The sequence below is a fragment of the Actinomyces ruminis genome (assembly GCF_002154335.2).
Classification (GTDB): Bacteria; Actinomycetota; Actinomycetes; order Actinomycetales; family Actinomycetaceae; genus Actinomyces; species Actinomyces ruminis.
This window is the reverse complement of sequence record NZ_MTPX02000001.1, coordinates 25551-42009: the sequence shown is the minus strand read 5'-3', so window position 1 is coordinate 42009 and position 16459 is coordinate 25551. Positions and strand designations below refer to the sequence as shown.

Below are 16459 nucleotides of genomic sequence, written 5' to 3'. Positions count from 1 at the left end.
GCGGCCACACACAACCCGCGAACACCAAGCACAACACCGACTTACCCGCCAGACCGTAATCACCCCGACCTCCCCACACCACACCCTCAAACCGGAAGAGCCGGAAGACGTCCCTCGGGAGTGGGCTCAGTTGTTCGCGAGTACGGCCTCGCAGGTCAGCAGGTCGGAGGTGTCGTCGTCGGCGATCGCCTCAACAGTGAGAACCGCCTCGTGCAGCGTGCTCACCGCATACACCTCCAGGCCGGCGGGCACATTGCCCACCACTTCGTTGCAGTTGGCGGCCGGGGCCAGGAAGTAGTCCGACCCGTCCTGCTGCGCGCCCGCCATCTTCTGCTTGATTCCGCCGATCGCACCGACCGTGCCGTCCACGGCGATGGTGCCGGTGCCGGCGATATCCTTCCCGCCGGTCAAGTCGCCGGGGGTGATCTCGTCAATGATGCCCAGGGCGAAGATGGTGCCCGCGCTGGGGCCACCCACATCGGACAGGCCGAAGGAGGCCTCCACGTCGGAGTCGGCCTGCGCCGACAAGCTCAGCCCGAGTAGGGAGCCGTCGGAGTCCGGTTGCCCGTCCCCGTCGGTGTCCTGCGGGTCGATGGTGGTCAGTTCCACGTCCACGTCGGTGCCCTCCCGGTCCACTCGCAGCGTCAGTGGCGTACCCGGGGGGATCGTGGTCATCAGCTCACGCAGCTGGGGGTAGGAGGTGATGGTGGTTGTCTCGCCGTCGGCGGTGGTGATGGACTCCAGCACATCGCCGGCCTCGACGCCGATGCCGGCCTGCTCGTCCGCGGTCCCCGCAATGGTCAGGATCATGCCGGTGGCCTGGCCCGTCTCCATGAGCGCGGCGACGACGGCGGCGTCCTGCGAGCTGGTCATCTGCGCCTGGTTGACCTCCTCGACCTGTTCTGCCGTTAGCGATTCCGGACACACCTGGTCCCGGTCGAGGACGGTCTTGTCGCTGCTCAACCAGGCATCCACCAGCATGAAGAAGGTGACCGGGTAGCCCGGGCAGCCCGAGACGGACACGGTGGTCATGCGCAGGGCACCGGTGGTGGGGTAGGTGTCGGTGCCGGTGACGGTTAGCAGGTCCTGGTCGGCGCCGTCGGAGGTGTCGGCCAGCACGTTCCAGGTGGGGCCGGGCGCTGAATGACCTTGTTGATCGGCACTGTGGCACCCGCCACCACCAGCGCCACCACCACGGCCAGGCCGGCCAGCAGCCAGGCCCGGCGGCGCCGCGGAAGACGCGGCGGGGGCCGGTGCGGGCCTCCGCCGCGGCGGCGTCTTCGGCTGGAGCAGCGGCGGTTGGCGGGGTGGCGTCCGGGGCCACGTCGGCGGAAGTCCCGGCGTCGGGGGTGTCGGAAGGGCGTTGCGTCACAGGGTCATCATGACCCGGATTCCTGAAAGCGGGGCGCCCAACACCTGTGGCCAGCCTGTCCACGGTCCTCAACAAACCTCAACGAGGTCGGTTGATACGCCGAGACCGGCACAAGTAACACGCCAAGACCGGCACCAATGACGTACGGGGCACCGATACCTGGCCTGCCCACAGGAATGGATGACATGATCGGGGTGTTTCCCCCAGGCGGCCGCCCCGCGGCCCGGGCGCAGACGCACCCGCGTCGGAATCACCGAGAGGAACCCATGAGTGAGGACCCCTTCGAGGAGATCGAGCAGATGCTCGCCGCCATGTTCGGTCCACAGATGGCGGCCGACGCGGTAGGGGCGCTGCGGGCCTCCGGCGTTGACCCCAACCAACTCGCACAAATGAGCGGCATGGGAGATCTGTCTAAACTCACCCCCGCCCAGCTGGGTGGTCTGCAGGCACAGATGCAGCAGCTGTTCACCAGCGCGGGCACCGGTACCGTCAACTGGAGTATGGGACAAGACCTGGCCCTGCGCACCGTCCGCAACGATGGCGACCCGGTTGTCACCGCTGCCGATGCCGAGCAGATCCGGAACGCGCTGGCCGTGGCGGACCTCTGGCTCGACGCCGCCACCGACTTCATGCCCGCCCCCGGACCGCGCGAGGCCTGGAGCCGCTCCCAGTGGGTCGAACGCACCCTGCCCGTGTGGAAGGACGTGTGCGCCCCGGTCGCTGACGCGGCCACCTCCGCGCTCGCCGACGCCCTCGAACATCAAATCAGCCGGCTGTCCGACTCCGACCCCGCGGCCGCCCAAATGGGGGCGCTGGGCAAGCTCATGCGCTCCATGGCCGGCACCGCCTTCGGCCTGCAACTGGGCCAGGCCATCGGCGAGCTCGGACGAGAGGCGGTGGCGGCAACCGACGTCGGCCTGCCCCTGACCCGCGAGCCCGGCACTGCGCTCGTGCCCACCAATGTGGCCGCATTCGCCGCCGAACTGGAGGCCGATCTCGAGCAGGTGAGGTTGTTCCTGGCCGTCCGAGAGGCCGCCGCCGCCCGCCTGTACGCCCACGTACCCTGGCTGCGCAGTCAGCTGCTTGCCGCCGTCGAGGCCTATGCGCGCGGATCATCATCGACGTCGACGCCGTCGAGCAGGCGGTAGCCAAGTGGACCCGAACGACCCCGAGGCCATCCGTGCAGCCCTGGAGTCGGGCATGTTCGCCCCGCAGGAAACGGACGCGCAGAAGGAGGCCCTGGAGAATCTGGAGACGCTGCTGGCGCTGGTCGAGGGCTGGGTCGAGGTGGTCACCGCGCGCGCCCTGGCCCCGCACCTGCCGCTCGCCGTTGCACTGCGCGAGATGGTGCGCCGCCGCCGCATTCAGGGCGGGCCGGCGGAGCAGGTGTTCGCCCGGCTGATCGGCCTGCAGTTCCGCCCGCGGCGCGTACGCGAGGCCGCCCGGCTGTGGGAGAAGCTGGGGGCGGAACTGGGGGATGCCGAGCGGGATGCCTTCTGGCGCCACCCCGACGTCGTGCCGACGGCGGCCGAGTTGAGCAACCCCGACGACTTCCTCACCATGCGGCGCGCCGCCCAGGAGATGGAGGCGGAGATGGACGCCGACCTGGCCTCGCTGCTCGACGGCACGCTCGGCTACGCCGATGGCGCCAAGGACGCCGACGCCGGCCCCGGGGATCGGGACACCGACCGTTCCGACGACGACCCCAGCGACGATTCCGGCGCGTGAAACCCGCGAGATCGGCAGCAATAACCACCGAGGTCGGTCGCTATGGTCTCGGCCGGACGGCGCCGCTACTGCAGTGTGCGGCGCAGCGCCTCTACCAGGCCGGGAACCAGATCTACGCCGCCCACAACCTCGCTGCTCGAGTCATGTGAACGACTGCGCACGGCGCACCAGGACTCTCCGGAACGCAGCACGCCCACAACCATGCGCACGTCGTCCCGGTCCGGACTGGACATGAGGTAGGCGGCACGCTCCTGCGGATCCTCAATCGCTGCCGCCGCCTGCTCGGCCGCTGCGGGCAGCACCGCACGTTCCGTGGCCACGGCGGTACCGTCGACCTCCTCCGGCCAGACGATGCCGGCTAGCAGCTCCTCGAGGCTGTTCACGGGCGGGAGGTCTCCCTGCTCGATCGCGGTCAGCGACTCCGGGTCGGCACGGGCCTCGGCGAGGGCCGCATCATCGAGCAGTCCCTTCAGGGCGGGGTCCCGTTCCAGTGCGGGTGCCGTGCGCACCAGTGCGAAGACGCCGACGGGCGCATCCCAACCGGCCCGAGCTACATGCTCCTCCAACTGGGCGACTAGACGTGCAAGGGCGGCCTGGCGCGGCGCGGTCACCGCGGGGGAGACGGCCGGGGGCAACTGATCGTTCATAGCCTCATCGTCTCATCACCCGGCGGGTTGGGGCCCGCACAGCCCGCTGACGCAGGGCCGTGCGGCCGCGCGAGTGCGCAACGATAGCCGCCGATGCTTAGCGTCAGCGCAGCGACACCTATGCGTTGACTAAGTTTTGTGAGGCTGACGTGACCTGTGCGACGATGGGCGCGGTGGCGCCGCCGGCGCCGGCCGCCGTGCGCCCAGTGCGCACATGCAATGACACGGAACGACACGGAGCGTGAGCGTGAGCACCAGGCCCGACGACGATCCTATCGACAAGCCCGACGACGAGTCCGGTTCCTCCGGTTCCGCTGACTCCGCCGAGACCGACAGCCGGGATGACCGCGTACGCGGCGGCTTCTTCCAATCCGACAGCCCCGAAGACCCGTTCATCCGGCCCCGGCGCGGAGCAAGCGCTGGAGCGGGGGCGGCGTCGTCGCCCGAGTCGGATGACACCGAGGATGATGAGACGGACGAGCCCGAGGAATCCGCCTCCTTCGCTTCTGCTTTCGACCCTTCTGCTCTGTTCGGGCTGGGAGCCTCCCGGCGCCGCAACGCCGCGGGCGGTCCGACGCGACGACAGCGGCGTCCCGGCGGCGGATCGGGTTCCGTCAACCCGCCTACCCGCAGGAGCGACCCTGGGGGGCGCCGTCGTCCCGGTCCGTTGGCGCTGACCATCGGCATCCTTGCCCTGCTGGCCATCGTCATCGGGTTCCTGTCGCGCACCTGGACCGAAGTGCTCTGGTTCAACCAGCTGGGTTTCTCGCGGGTGATCTGGACCCAGTGGATCGCCGCGGGCACCATGTTCGTGGTTGGTTTCATCATCATGTTCTTCGCCGTCTTCGCGGCCATACGGTTGGCGTACCGGGCCCGTGAGATCGGCATGCCGCGGGACGAGGCGGCCCGCAACCTGGAGGCGTATCGCTCAGCGGTCGAGCCCATTCAGCGGCAACTGACCTGGATTGTGCCCGCGGTACTGGCCCTGATCAGTTCCGCCTGGGATGTCGCTCCCCGGTGGCGGGAGGTGCTGCTCGCCCTCAACGCGCAGTCCTTCGGAACGACGGATCCGCAGTTCGGGCTGGACGTGTCGTTCTACGTGTTTATCCTGCCGGTGCTGCAACTGGTGGTGTCCTACCTGACGCGGGTAGTGGTGTTCGCGGGCATCTGCTCCGTGGTGGTCCATTACCTGTACGGCGGCATCTCCGTGTCTCGCACTCCGCACTTCACGCGTGCGGCCCGCATACACCTGACGGTCTTCCTGGCCCTGTTCGCCCTCTTGCACGGCGGCGACTACTGGTTGGGGCGCTACTCCGCCCTGTACGCCTCCAACTCGAAGTTCGACGGCGCCGGGTATACCACCGTGAACGCCTCCATCCCTGCCAGTGCGATTCTGGCGGCGATCAGCGTCGTGGTGGCGTTGCTGTTCCTGTTCTCTGTGCGTACCAGCTCCTGGCGGCTGCCGATCACCGGTGTCGCCGTCATGATCGTCTCGGCGCTGCTGATCGGAACCGCCTACCCGGCCGTGGTGCAGAAGTTCGTCGTTGACCCCAACGCGCAGCGCGAGGAGTCGACCTACATCGACCGCAATATCAAGGCCACGCTGACCGCCTACGGGCTCGACGACGTCGAGACCACCGACTACGACGCCAAGACGACCGCGGAGGCGGGCCAGCTGCTGGAGGATGCCGAGTCCACGACGTCGATCCGCCTGCTGGATCCGAACCTGGTCTCCCCGACCTTCCGACAGCTGCAGCAGAACAAGCAGTACTACTCCTTCTCCTCTTCGCTCAACGTCGATCGCTACAACATCGATGGAACCAGCCGGGACACCGTGATCGCGGTGCGTGAGCTGAACCTCGACGGTCTGGGCGCCGATCAGCGGACCTGGGTCAACGAGCACACCGTCTACACGCACGGCTACGGGGTGGTGACCGCCTACGGCAACACCGTCGCCTCCGGTGGCTACCCCTCCTTCTGGGAGGGCGGCATCCCCTCCGTCGGTGACCTGGGGGAGTACGAGCCCCGCATCTACTTCGGCCAGGACTCGCCGTCCTACTCCATCGTGGGTGGTGACGACGGCGGCAACCCGCGCGAACTCGACTACCCCGACGACTCCGCGCCGTCCGGGCAGGTAAACACCACTTTCACCGGAGACGGCGGGCCGGATGTGTCCAACCCCTGGAACCGGCTGCTGTACGCGGTGCGCTTCCAGGAGATGAACATCCTCTTCTCCCAAGAGGTGCGCAGCGGATCGCAGATCCTGTACAACCGCAACCCTGCCGATCGGGTCGCCGAGGTGGCCCCGTGGCTGACCCTGGACGGCAGCCCCTACCCGGCGGTTGTGGACGATGACGACGACGCCTCCACACCCAAGCGGGTGGTGTGGATCCTCGACGGCTACACCACCACCAACAACTACCCCTACTCCCAGCACGAGTCCCTTGAGGACACTATGAGCGATGCGACCTCCGGCTCCGCGCTGCTCGGCGCCCCGGAGGAGTCGAACTACGTGCGCAACTCGGTCAAGGCCGTGGTAGACGCCTACGACGGCTCCGTGACCCTGTACGAGTGGGACGAGGACGATCCGATCCTCGCGGCCTGGAAGGCGGTCTTCCCCGGTTCGGTCACCCCGATGAGCGAGATGAGCACTGACCTGATGGCCCACATGCGCTACCCGGAGGACCTGTTCAAGGTGCAGCGCACCGTGCTGGCCAACTACCACGTCACTGACCCGGAGGACTTCTACTCCGGCGGCGACTTCTGGAAGGTTCCCGACGACCCGACCAAGTCCGGCGATGAGGCGCAGGCCCCCTACTACCTGACGCTGAAGATGCCTGACCAGGACGAGGCCACCTTCTCCCTGTCCAGCGTCTACATCATCGGCGGTAACACCGACCGCAACGTGCTCACCGGCTTCCTGGCCGTGGACTCCGAGACGGCCGGAGGCGAGGACGGCGGACGCAACCCCGACTATGGCAAGTTGAGGCTGTTGGAGCTGCCGCGCTCGTCGAATGTGTCCGGGCCCGGGCAGGTGCAGAACAACTTCAACTCCAACGCCACCGTCTCCCAGGTGCTGAACCTGCTCTCCCAGCAAGGATCGGAGGTGATCCGCGGCAACCTGCTGACTCTGCCGGTCGGCGGCGGACTGCTGTACGTCCAGCCGGTCTACGTGCAGGCCTCCTCCGGCACGCAGTACCCGCTGCTGCGGGAGGTACTGGTCTCCTTCGGCGACCAGGTCGGCTTCGCCGAGACCCTATCCGAGGCCCTGGACCAGGTGTTCGGAGGCGACTCGGGCGCCACCACCGGGGAGGAGGCCGTCGACGGCGACGCCGCTGCGGCCAACGACACCTCGACGGAGGCCGACGACGGCGCCGATCAGACCGCCCCCACCGCCGCTGCGACGCCGGAGGCCACTGCCGCGGCCACGCCAGAGGCGACGGCAGAGGCAACCGCCAGCGCCACCGGCTCCGGGGACCCGGCCACCGATCTGGAGACCGCACTGTCCGACGCGCAGACCGCCATGAGCGACGCCGAGCAGGCGATGCAGGACGGTGACTGGTCCGCCTACGGCGACGCCCAGGACCGCCTGACCGACGCCCTGAACCGGGCGATCGCCGCCCAGCAGGAACTCGACGCCCAGGGCTGAGCGGCGGACGCGGAAAACCGCATTACGGCGGGGAGGGGAAACATACCTCCTCTCCCCGCTTGCCGTTCCTGCCTCATCTCACCGGCGTCAGCGTAAGTAATGCGCAGATACCGGCGACGATCGCAGGTGTCGGATGTTTGAAGCCGGTCGTCTGTTGTAATAAGGGAGTGGACACATACGGATCATGCCTTCGCCCTCCCGGACTCTGGCCGAGACCGTCGCCCGTCATTTCGACGGCGCGTCTGTGATCGAGGGGGATGAGTGCGCCACCGTTCACCTCGGCACGGGGCTGCCCGACATTGAGTGCTTCGTTGAACCGATCATCCCGCGAACGCCGGCAAGCGCGTTCGCATGGATGAGTATCCGTGGCGCAGTGATGGGGCGCAGCGGTGCCCTAGTCACCGCCAGCGGATATGGGGACACGGACTTGGAAGCAGTGGTGTCCGCAGGGTGCAACTGGGCCTGTGCATTCGGGCCCGTGCTTCTAACGGCTCTTGGGCATCCCGAACGCATCAGCACACCCACACCCGACGTCGAGCAGTATGACGCGATTGTGGGAGGAAGACGCTACCGGATCACTGCAGGCGGTTTGGACCGGGGCGTCAACGTGTCTGTGGAGGAGGTCGCTTCCTTCCGTGCGGAACTTGGTGGTTCGTGCGCGCTGACACGCCGAGTACTGGAATCGGGCACCATTCCGGCGACCCGGCTCGATGACGTGGTCTCGCTCGGGACATTCTTGGCCGTCGGCCCGCGCATCAGTGCGGAAGTGAAACTCGGCGCAGCGGATTGGCCCGCAGCAACCGCCGTGCTGAGCTGGATGCCGCGTGCGGAGTCGGGTGTCCGCATGCTACGCGAATGGGCTCTGCTCACTCCGCTGGAGCCCGCACCCCCGCTGACTCGTGACGGCCTGCAAAGTACTCTGAGCCTGCTTCGGCACTGCTGCGACGACCCGGACTCCGAGGCCTGGTGGCTTGGGGGACGTACCCATGGCCTGCGTCTGGGAGACACCGCCACAGTTGATGCCGATCTTCCGGAGGACATGCGCCACTTCATGGCAACCGTTGCGAGTTCCGGAGCTGGGCCTGGTTACGGACTGAACGTGCGACGTGATGAACCTGGGTGGGTACACCTTGCTGATGCCGGATGCGGGGCGCAGTGGGTACTTGAACTGGCGGAGAATATTGTCTGGCTGGACGCACGTGCATGCGATGGCTCCATGTCGCCCGTCGCCTCCTCCTTCATCGGTTGGTACGAGTCGTGGCTGGACAATGCGATGCGCAACGGTGGTCCCTTCGCGAAGTGGAGTCATGAGCTGACGCCGCTTACAAGATGCTCGCCGATGCGGTGGACAAGGTAGGAGCTGACGCTGCCCAGGACCTGCTACGGACAGTGAAGATTCGTGAGCCGGGCGGAAGTCTGGTCGGGCCCTGCCACGCGTGTCAGCGCGTCTACGACCGCTACCACATCCCGAGCACGGTCTTCCGACTCGGATAGAGCTCGGGGCGCGTGCGTTTCCTTCTTCTTACGTCGGGCGGTCGATGTGATGCGGGCGTCGGTCGCGCCGACCGGTGGTGAGGAAGGGCACGTCGCCCGAGTTTGCGATCCCGCCGGGAGGCGGACTAAAGTACCAACACGACGCGGGGTGGAGCAGTTCGGTAGCTCGCCGGGCTCATAACCCGGAGGTCGCAGGTTCGAATCCTGCCCCCGCTACCACCGGCCGCTCGGTTCCAAGGATAAGCCCTCGGAGCCGAGCGGTTTTTTCATGCCTAACAGGATGCGGGTTATCAGCGCGAATGTGGGTGTGGCTCGGGCGTGTCGTGGGGTGTTAGTTGGGGGTTATGGGCGTGGGCGTGGTGGTTTTTAGGCCGGCGTGTCGCGGGGATGCCCACTGCCGAGCTCCCCGGTTTGGACCGCTGTCCCCTGTTTGGACCGTCGTTGTGTGCCGCGTGGGCGGTCCAAACCGACGTAAGGGGTCCAAACCGACGTAAGGGGTCCAAACTCGGGGCGGTTCAACGTCGATGCGCAGTCGAAGCAGGCCTGGATGCAGGTCTGGCCGGGAGGGGAGGCAGGAGCGGGCGGCCCGGCATCAGACCACGCGGCGACCGAGGTTCGGCGGGTGGTGTGTATCCGCCGCTGGGCGTGTAGTGGTGGTGGAGCCGGGCTTCCCTCTGATCAGGACCCGACAGATTGAGCAGAGCCCCGCCCACAGGGAACGTGTTCTCACGGGATGCGCGTTCACCCGCGGATATCAAGCACCGCCCTGGATTATCCCGCCAGACCACAATCACCCCGACTCTCCCGCACCACACCAACCAAAACCCCGACCTTAAGCAACACGCTCACACCGACAACTCACCACTGCGGTAGTTTTCCGCCGTGACAGAATCACCATCTTCCCCACCGGATTCCTCGATCGCCACCGCCACTGCTGCGCCCGACTCCAGGCCCACCACCGACGCCGCCACCCGCATTGAGAACGCGGGCCTGGACGTGATCGCCGAGTCGGAGCGCAAGGGGCGTCCCCGTGACCTGTTCATGCCCTGGTTCGCCGCGAACATCTCGGTGCTGGGCCTGTCCTGGGGTGCTTGGGTGCTCGGCTTCGGCCTGTCTTTCGCGCAGGCCGTGGTCGCCGGCGTCGTTGGCGTGATCGTCTCCTTCCTGCTGTGCGGCTTCATCGCTGTGCTCGGCAAGCGCGGCAGCGCCCCCACCCTGGCCCTGTCCCGCGCCGCTTCGGCTACCACGGCAACCGCCTGTCTGCTGCGATCTCCTGGATGCTCACCGTCGGCTGGGAGACGGTGCTGTGCGTCTCCGCGAGCCTCGCCTCCGCCACGGTGCTGCAGGCCCTGGGCTGGGACAACCAGCTCGGCGCCAGATCGTTGGCTTCCTGCTGACCGTGGGGCTCGCGGCCAGCGCCGGCATCCTCGGCTTCGACACCATCATGCGGGTGCAGACCTGGATTACCTGGGCCACGGGCATACTCACCGTGATCTACCTGATCCTGGTATCCCCGCAGATCGACTTCGCCGCGCTCACGGCGCTCCCGGCAGGCTCGGCCGCCGCCTTCATCGGCGCCCTGGTCATGGTTGCCACTGGCTTCGGCCTGGGCTGGGTCAACGCCGCCGCCGACTACTCCCGCTACCTGCCGCGCCGCGCCTCCACCGGCGGCGTGATCGCCTGGACCACCATCGGTTCCTCCCTGCCCGTGGTCATCCTCGTGGTCGCCGGCATCATGCTGGTGGGCTCCGATCCCGAGCTCGGATCCGCCATCGACGCCGACCCCATCGGCGCGCTGACCACCATCCTGCCGTCCTGGTTCTTGATCCCGTTCGCCGTGGTGGCGATCCTGGGACTGGCCGGCGGCATCATCATGGACCTGTACTCCTCGGGACTGTCCCTGCTGGCTACCGGGATGCCCGTGAAGCGGCACGTGGCCACCGCCATCGACGCGACCCTCATGACGGCGGGCACGATCGCCGTCATCTTCGGCGCGGACGACTTCCTCGGCCCCTTCCAGGGCTTCCTCACCACACTTGGGGTAGTGATAGCGGCTTGGGCGGGTGTCATGCTCGCCGAGGTGTGCCTGCGCCGCCGCGACTACGACGAGGCCGCCCTGTTCACCCCCAACGGTGTCTACGGCGCGGTCAACGTCGAGGCGATCGCGCTGGTTATCGTAGGCGCCGGCGTCGGCTGGGGCCTGGTGGTCAACTCCGCAGCTCCTGGCTGAGCTGGCAGGGCTACCTGCTCGGTCCGCTGGGCGGCCGCGACGGCGCCTGGGCCGGCGCGAACCTCGGCGTCCTGGCGGCGCTGCTGATCGGCTTCCTCGGGCACCTGTTGTTCGGACGGTGGCGCGTGCGCGCCCAGGAGCAGGGGACGGACGCATGACCCCCGCCGCCTCCCTCCCGCAGGTCTCTTCTGGGCTCGACGGCGTCTCCGCCGAGCTGCTCGCCGCCCTCACCGAGTCCGGCGGTTCCGACGGCCCCGGTCCCGCCCTGGAGGCCGCCCACCAGATCGCCCGGCGCACCGGCACCGTCCATCACGACCTGCTGGTGGTGCTCGGCTCGGGAGCCGACGGCGCACTGGACGGCTGGGGTGTGCCGAAGGCGTCACTGTCCCTGTCCGACCTGCCCGGGGTTGCTGCCCCCACCGCTCCCGGCCACGTCGACCGGCTCGACTCCTACGAGCGCCGTCTGCCGACGGACTCGGGCGGGTCGGAGGACGGGGACGGGCCTGCGGCGACATCCACCCGCAGCCTGCGAATCCTGGTGGCCCACGGGCGCACCCACCTGTACGAGGGGCGCGGACCGGCTGCCGTCGTCGCCCCGGTCCGGGCAGCCGCGGCGGCGGGCGTGCGCGCCGCCGTCCTGATCAACGCCAACGGCTGCCTGCGGGACTGGGAGATCGGGGACGTCATGACGATCTCCGACCACCTCAACCTGTCCGGCGCCTCGCCCTTCAACGGCACCGTGTTCGTCGACCAGCGCGAGCTGTGGGACCCGGAGCTGACGACTGCCCTGAGCGCGCGCACGCAGCGCCACGCGTCTACGCCATGGTGCGTGGCCCGGAGTACCAGACCCCGGCCGAATCCCGCATGCTGGCGGCCTGGGGGCCGACTGCGTAGCATGTCCACCATTCTGGAGGCGATCGCCCTGCACCAGTTGGGCGTGCGCGTAGCCGGGATGAGCGTCGTGTCCGACCTCTCCTTCGCCGCCGAGCCGACCGATCCCGACGAGGTCGTGCGCCTGGTGGCTGGCGCTCACCGCACCCTCGCGGCCGGCGTCGAGGCGGTACTGGCCGCCCTGTGAGGCGGTGGGGGAGGGGCGCCTCCGAAAGCGCCCCGACTCCCCGACCCGCAGGTTAGGACATAGGACGCCCGTCCCCGCCCGCACGCGTCTGCATCCGGCTAGCCTTGGACCATGGCACCTGAGAACACCACCAGCGCGACGACGCGCACCGAGTCAGACTCCATGGGCACCGTCGAGGTCGCCTCCGACCGCTACTGGGGCGCCCAGACCGAGCGCTCCCTGCACAACTTCGACATCGGTCGCGAGACCTTCGTGCTCACCCGCCCCCTCATCCGGGCGCTCGGCGTGCTCAAGAAGTCCGCCGCCCTGGCCAACGCCGAGCTCGGCGAGCTGCCCCAAGACATCGCGAAGCTGATCGCCCAGGCTGGCGACGAGGTCATCTCCGGCGGGCTCGACTCCCACTTCCCGCTGGTCGTCTTCCAGACCGGCTCGGGCACCCAGTCCAACATGAATGCCAACGAGGTCATCTCCAACCGGGCCATCGAACTGGCCGGCGGCCAGATGGGCTCCAAGACCCCGGTGCACCCCAACGACCACGTCAACCGCGGCCAGTCCTCCAACGACACCTTCCCCACGGCCATGCACATCGCCGTCGTCTCCGAGCTGGCGGCCATGTACCCGCGCGTGCAGCAGCTGCGCGACACCCTGGACGCCAAGGCCAAGGAGTTCGACGACGTCGTCATGGTCGGCCGCACCCACCTGCAGGACGCCACCCCGATCCGCCTGGGCCAGGTCATCTCCGGCTGGGTCGCCCAGATCGACTTCGCGCTGGACGGCATCCGCTACGCCGACTCCCGCGCCCGCGAGCTGGCCATCGGCGGAACCGCCGTCGGCACCGGCCTGAACGCCCACCCGAAGTTCGGCGAGCTGACCGCCAAGAAGATCAGCGAGGAGACCGGCATCGAGTTCAAGCAGGCAGACAACCTCTTCGCCGCCCTCGGCGCCCACGACGCGCTCGTACTGGTCTCCGGTGCGCTGCGCGTGCTGGCCGACGCCTGATGAAGATCGCCAACGACGTGCGCTGGTACGCCTCCGGCCCCCGCAACGGCATCGGCGAGCTGATCATCCCGGAGAACGAGCCCGGCTCCTCCATCATGCCCGGCAAGGTCAACCCCACCCAGTGCGAGGCCATGACCATGGTCGCCACCAAGGTCTTCGGCAACGACGCCACCGTCGCTTCGCCGGCAGCCAGGGCAACTTCCAGCTCAACGTGTTCAAGCCGGTCATGGCCTGGTGCGTGCTGGAGTCCATCCAGCTGCTGGGCGACACCTGCGTCTCCTTCGACGAGAACTGCGCCTACGGCATTGAGCCCAACCGGGAGAAGATCCAGGCCAACCTGGATTCCAACCTCATGCAGGTGACCGCCCTCAACCGTCACATCGGCTATGACAAGGCCTCCAAGATCGCCAAGAACGCGCACAAGAAGGGTCTGTCCCTGCGGGAGTCCGCGCTCGAGCTGGGATTCGTCACCGAGGCGGAGTTCGACGCCTGGGTGGTTCCGGTCGACATGACTCACCCGTCCGCCGCCGACGAGTGAGTCGGACGGCTACTGCGTCCTAAACACATACGCATCGTCCCCGGTGACACTCGAGCGTGTTACCGGGGACTCTGCATCTGCCAGACTCGGACGCACGGTGCGCGCAGCCGAGCCCGCCGTCGCTGGTTCTGAAAGGAAGACCATGCCCCGCATCGACCACGCCGCCATCTGGGTCGCCGACCTCGAGGGCGCCCGCGACTTCTACCTGCACTGGTTCGGCGGGCACGCCAACGGCCAGTACCACAACCCAAGGTCCGGACTGCGCACCTACATTCTCAGCTTCGACGACGGCGCCCACGCGCCGGGCCGCCGGGGCGCCCGGCTGGAATTGATGAGCCGCCCCGACGTCGCCGCCCGCCCCGATGCAGAGATGCTCGGCTGGGCGCACATCTCCTTCGCCCTGCCCGACCGTGCGGCCGTCGACGATCTGGCCACCCGGGCCCGCGCGGCCGGGGTGCCGGTGATAGACGGGCCCCGCCAGACCGGCGACGGCTACTACGAGGCGGTCCTGCTCGACCCCGAGGGCAACCGGGTGGAGATCGTGGCCGGCGACTACAGCGACGAGGTGGCGCAGCGGCGGGAGGCCTGAGCCGCCGGTGCGGTCCGAGTGGGCACCCGTCTGGGCTTACACTTCCGGCTCGTGAATGCACTTCTCATCCTCGGCCTTGTGGCCGCAGTTTTGGCCGCCGCCCTGCACGTGCTCATCTTCTGGATGGAGTCGATCGCCTGGGAGGGCCCGCTGGCCCGCAAGACCTTCGGTGGGACTGCCGAACAGGCCCGGCCGCACGCCTTCTACGCTTACAACCAGGGCTTCTACAACCTGTTCCTCGCGATCGAGGCGCTGACCGGCGCCGCGCTCATGGCCGTGGGCTCCGGCACGTGGCAGACCGCGGGCACCACCCTGGCCCTGTACGGCGTCGGCTCCATGCTCGCCGCCGCCCTCGTGCTCGCCCTGAAGTCCCCGGCACACCGCACGGCGGCATGCAAGCAGGGCGTGTTTCCGCTGATCGCCGTCGTGTTCCTGGTGCTGGGCCTGCTGCACTGAGCTTGCGGGGCGCAGCGGCGTATCAGCCCCAGGGCAGCCCGACGAGCTTGCCGGTGTGCGCCCCGGACGCCATGTCCCGCTGCGCCTGGAGGATCTCCTCCAACGGATAGGTGTGCACCGGCAGGAAGTCCATCGCGCCCGCCTCAATCCGCTCCAGCACGCGCTGCAACTCCGCTCCCGGCAGGTCGGAGGCCTGGCCGGAGTAGGTGGTCAGCCGCACCCCGTTGGGGATCCAATCCATCGGATAGAAATCCTTGATGGTCCACGCATCCGACAGCATCCCGGTGAAACACACGGTGCCGTGCACGGCGGTCGCCAGCAGCGAGTCTCGCAGCGTGGGCACACCCACGAGTTCCAGCACCGCGTCCACGCCGTCGGGATGGTGCCTGCGCACCTGCTCGGCCACGGCACCGTCGTCGTGCAATGGGACCACGCCCCGGGAGGCGAGCAGCTTCAACCCGGCCTCGCGCCGAGAGGTCGCATACACCGCGCAACCCAGGTCAAGCGCGAGGGTCGCCGTGGCCAGGCCGAGCGCTGAGGTGCCGCCGCGCACCAGCAGGCTTTGGCCGGGGCGCATATTCAGGCCGGTGGTCAGCGATCCGTGGGCGGTCTGGAGCGTCTCGGGCACCGAGCCGATGATCTCCCACGGCAGGTTCGAGTCAAAGGTGATGACCTGCGCGCGCGGCACCACCACGTACTGGGCGTAGCCGCCATCGAAGGCACGTCCCATGCCGCCCATCATGGTGACCGCCTGGGTTCCCGGAGCCAGCTGCCCCTCGGGGTCCAGGTCCACGACGCCGGCGGCCTCGATCCCCAGCACCCGCGGATAGCTCATGCCGCCGGCCTGCCCGGTCACCGAGTGGTACTCGCTGCGGTTCAGGCCGAAGGCCATGACCTTCAGGCGCACCCAGCCGGGCCGCGGCTGGGGGACCGGTACGTCCGTCACGTGCAGGTTCTCGATACCGGGCGCGGTCAGCACGGCGGCGCGCATGGTAGCTGCGGGGGAGTCGAGGTCTGTCATCAGACGGTGCTCCTGATTCTTGGGGGAGTGGCGCTGCGCTCCGGCATCTTGCCGCTCGGAGCCGGTGCGCTGACCTCCTTGACAGGGCCATTGAGTTCCTGCTGGAGCCATTCGAGCTCCGCCCGGCGGGATGCGGCCACTACGCGGATCATGCCGCGCCGGTACGGGTCGGCCTCCGCGGCCGCGCGGCGGGGCGCACCGTCGTCGTAGAAGAAGGCCGGCGCCGGCTCCCGCAATACCTCCAGACGCCGCCGCAGCACCGCCTCGCGTTCGGCGTGGTCGGGCAGGTGGGACAGGAAGGCGAGCAGAATCAGGAATCGGGGCATGGAGGACACATCCGCCTCGCTCGGGTGCCGCAGCAACTCGTGCAGGCGTTCGCGGCCCGCGGCGGTGATCTCGATGCGCCTGCGAGGCCGCCCCCGGGCCCCGGGCTCGTCGTTGCGGACGAGCAGACCCGCCTTCTCCATTCGCGTCAGGGCCGGGTAGAGGGCGCCCTCCGACAGACGCCCCCCGGGCCCGTCCAACTCGATGATTCGCCGCCGCAGCTCATAGCCATGTAGCGGTCCCTCATCGAGGAATCCCAGGATCTTGAGCTCAAGCACGGCAAATACACTACATCGAATCGACATATCCGCAAAGCATTGTTACGGTAGGGCGA

The 16459-nt window shown here is 68.3% G+C and carries 9 protein-coding genes, 1 tRNA gene and 3 pseudogenes; 9 read left to right on the top strand and 4 right to left on the bottom strand.

All coding sequences use genetic code 11. The features are described from left to right. Positions 1–126: 126 nt before the first annotated feature. Entirely contained in the window at positions 127–1119 is a 993-nt protein-coding gene (locus tag BW737_RS00180; protein ID WP_420835684.1) for a YlbL family protein, read from the bottom strand. Positions 1120–1638: 519 nt separating this feature from the next. Between BW737_RS00180 and BW737_RS00175 the strand changes: the two are divergent. Further along, positions 1639–3100 (top strand): annotated as a pseudogene (locus tag BW737_RS00175) (zinc-dependent metalloprotease). Positions 3101–3165: 65 nt separating this feature from the next. Here BW737_RS00175 and BW737_RS00170 read toward each other — a convergent pair. Next, positions 3166–3747, bottom strand: coding sequence for a PPA1309 family protein (locus BW737_RS00170; protein WP_086615544.1), 582 nt, complete (start codon positions 3745–3747; stop codon positions 3166–3168). A 247-nt stretch (positions 3748–3994) separates the two neighbouring features. Between BW737_RS00170 and BW737_RS00165 the strand changes: the two genes are divergently transcribed. The 8 genes and pseudogenes from BW737_RS00165 to BW737_RS00130 all read left to right on the top strand — a co-directional run bounded on the left by BW737_RS00165 (position 3995) and on the right by BW737_RS00130 (position 14780). Next, positions 3995–7396, top strand: a complete 3402-nt coding sequence (locus BW737_RS00165) for a UPF0182 family membrane protein (RefSeq protein WP_257210283.1) — start codon at positions 3995–3997, stop codon at positions 7394–7396. 184 nt (positions 7397–7580) lie between these two features. After that, a complete protein-coding gene (locus BW737_RS00160; protein WP_257210282.1) occupies positions 7581–8753 on the top strand; it encodes an SMI1/KNR4 family protein in 1173 nt (390 codons plus the stop codon). A 279-nt stretch (positions 8754–9032) separates the two neighbouring features. Further along, positions 9033–9109: transfer RNA gene (locus BW737_RS00155), tRNA-Met, on the top strand. An 822-nt stretch (positions 9110–9931) separates the two neighbouring features. Beyond that, positions 9932–11278: pseudogene (locus BW737_RS00150) on the top strand (purine-cytosine permease family protein). Continuing rightward, positions 11275–12198, top strand: a complete 924-nt coding sequence (locus BW737_RS00145) for a phosphorylase family protein (protein ID WP_086615545.1) — start codon at positions 11275–11277, stop codon at positions 12196–12198. The pseudogene BW737_RS00150 and the gene BW737_RS00145 overlap by 4 nt, the downstream one beginning before the upstream one ends. A gap of 111 nt (positions 12199–12309) precedes the next feature. Next, positions 12310–13735, top strand: a pseudogene (fumC, locus tag BW737_RS00140) (class II fumarate hydratase). A gap of 142 nt (positions 13736–13877) precedes the next feature. After that, positions 13878–14324, top strand: a complete 447-nt coding sequence (locus BW737_RS00135; protein WP_086615546.1) for a VOC family protein — start codon at positions 13878–13880, stop codon at positions 14322–14324. Between the two features lie 51 nt (positions 14325–14375). Beyond that, complete coding sequence (locus BW737_RS00130; RefSeq protein ID WP_257210281.1) at positions 14376–14780, top strand: DUF1304 domain-containing protein; 405 nt, start codon at positions 14376–14378, stop codon at positions 14778–14780. A gap of 22 nt (positions 14781–14802) precedes the next feature. Here the strand turns inward: BW737_RS00130 and BW737_RS00125 are convergent, their stop codons facing one another. Next, a complete protein-coding gene (locus tag BW737_RS00125) occupies positions 14803–15801 on the bottom strand; it encodes a zinc-binding dehydrogenase (RefSeq protein WP_086615548.1) in 999 nt (332 codons plus the stop codon). Then, complete coding sequence (locus tag BW737_RS00120) at positions 15801–16403, bottom strand: PadR family transcriptional regulator (protein ID WP_086615549.1); 603 nt, start codon at positions 16401–16403, stop codon at positions 15801–15803. Before BW737_RS00120 ends, BW737_RS00125 begins: the two co-directional genes overlap by 1 nt. Positions 16404–16459 lie beyond the last annotated feature (56 nt).